The organism is Paenibacillus sp. 2TAB23 (assembly GCF_052115165.1).
Taxonomy (GTDB): domain Bacteria; phylum Bacillota; class Bacilli; order Paenibacillales; family Paenibacillaceae; genus Pristimantibacillus.
The window spans coordinates 1-1,910 of record NZ_JBFRGD010000059.1; the positions used below are offsets into that span (position 1 = coordinate 1).

General features: G+C 44.4%; 1 protein-coding gene and 1 pseudogene. Both read right to left on the reverse strand.

Annotation, left to right across the window (positions count from 1 at the left end):
- Positions 1-256, reverse strand: a pseudogene (locus AB4Z29_RS32235) (ABC transporter substrate-binding protein); the annotation flags it as partial.
- A 166-nt stretch (positions 257-422) separates the two neighbouring features.
- A complete protein-coding gene (locus tag AB4Z29_RS32240) occupies positions 423-1,481 on the reverse strand; it encodes a GntR family transcriptional regulator (protein WP_441946952.1) in 1,059 nt (352 codons plus the stop codon).
- Positions 1,482-1,910 lie beyond the last annotated feature (429 nt).

Sequence of the window (1,910 nt, forward strand, 5' to 3'; positions counted from 1 at the left end):
CCTTAACGTTCGGATATTTCGTTTCGTAGGATTTAATTAGCTTTGTGAAGATGTCCTTCTCCTGCGGGCTCCCGTGACCCATAAACGAAATCTTCACCTGCTCCTGCGGTGCATTCGACGCTCCTTCGCCTTTATTGCCTGTATCGCCGCTTGTATTGGAACCGCTTCCATTCGTGCCTGATGAACAAGCTGATAGCAGCATTCCCAAGCATAAAACAAAAATAATACCAAACCTTGCCGTTAACTTTCTGATCATTATGGTTGAACCTCCCTTAGAAATAGAACGCTTGCGCTTCGAACTGTAAGCGCTTAATTAATAAATTCATTATAAATTATATTGTTATATGTTTATATACTAAATATAATATAAAAAGGTATCTATGTGCACTATATGCACATAGATACCTTTTATACAGCTGCAATTATTTTTTGCAAAAGGTTACTGGGACAACGATGCGCTGCGGCGTATACTCGCCGAGCAGCTGCGCATGCAGCAGCTCAACCGTTACTCTACAAATTTCATCCTCGTTTTGTTGCAGATACGAGACATCCTGAAAGTCAGGACGGTCGAAGCAAACGAGTTCAAGCTCGTCGGGAACAGCTTTCTTCAATTTTTTCGCCGCATAATACGTGTAATTAGTCAGCTCGACATTAGCGACGAAGGCAGCGGATATTACCTGTCTTTCCTTCATAAACGCTTCAATAATTGGCTGCGCTTTGCCGCTTGATATATCTTCAATTTTCAGAATGCACCACAAATCCTTATCAATCGGAAGCTTCTTCGCTAGATAGGCTTTCTCGAAACCGACTAGCCGCTCCTCCGTTGCGGTATTTGTAATCTCTGGCGTAATAAGCGCGATATGCTCATGCCCATTCTCCAGCAAATGGGTTATCGCCTGCTCGGTGCCGTTCACATTGTCCGAGCTTACGCTGTAAGTCCTGATCTCCTTCAGGAATCGGTCAATAAGCACATGTGGAAATTTATCGAGCGACAGCCGTAGAATACTGTCGTTATAGCGTTCCTCTTCCGTCGGAAACACAATCAATCCCCGCACGCCGGACGCGACCATCGACTCGATCGCGGCACTCTCCTCGAGCTGCGACTCCCGCGTAATCCGAACCTGCAGACTATAGCCGCTGGCTGTCACATACTTCTCAATGGAATCGAGAATTTTCTGATCTACCTTCGTCTTCATACATGGCAATATGAGCCCGATTACGTCGCGTGCTTCGCTTGAATTCGCTGCCTCGACTTGATTCTCGCCGTTTTGTTTAATGAACGTACCTTTGCCCTGTACCCGAACGAGTACCCCCTCGTCTGCAAGGCCGATCAAAGCATTCTTGCTCGTTATCTGGCTTACGCGATATTGTTCGGCAAGCTCTTTCTCCGAAGGGACGCGGTCACCGGGACGCAGTTTGCCAGATTGAATTTGTCCCAAAATATCCGCTTGAATTTGTTTATATAAAGGATAATTTTTCACAGCGCACCCCATTAATTATATTAATATATTAAGTATACTAAATTAATTTAATGTTGTCTGTATTATTATTCGAAATTATTCAAATGCGTGAATGTCTTTAATGTCTTGAATGACTTTTACCTTAACGGATATTCATTCTTTCTCTTAACACTCCCATCTAATAAACAAACAAAAAGCACAGGCTGGCAGCCTGTGCTTAATGAAACCGAATAAAGAAGATAGCGACGAACAAATAAGAACATACCCGATGAAAGACCTCATATATGCGTTTGTCTTACTTATTCCCTTTGTCGTACAGCTCCTGAAGCTTCGGCTGCAGCTCCTTCGCCCAGTCCGCTGCCGTCATTTTCCCTTCCCAAACCTTGCCTGCCTCCTGCCACATCGTATCGATCCATTTCGTGTCCTTCGACCCGAACTCAATCGGCTCAT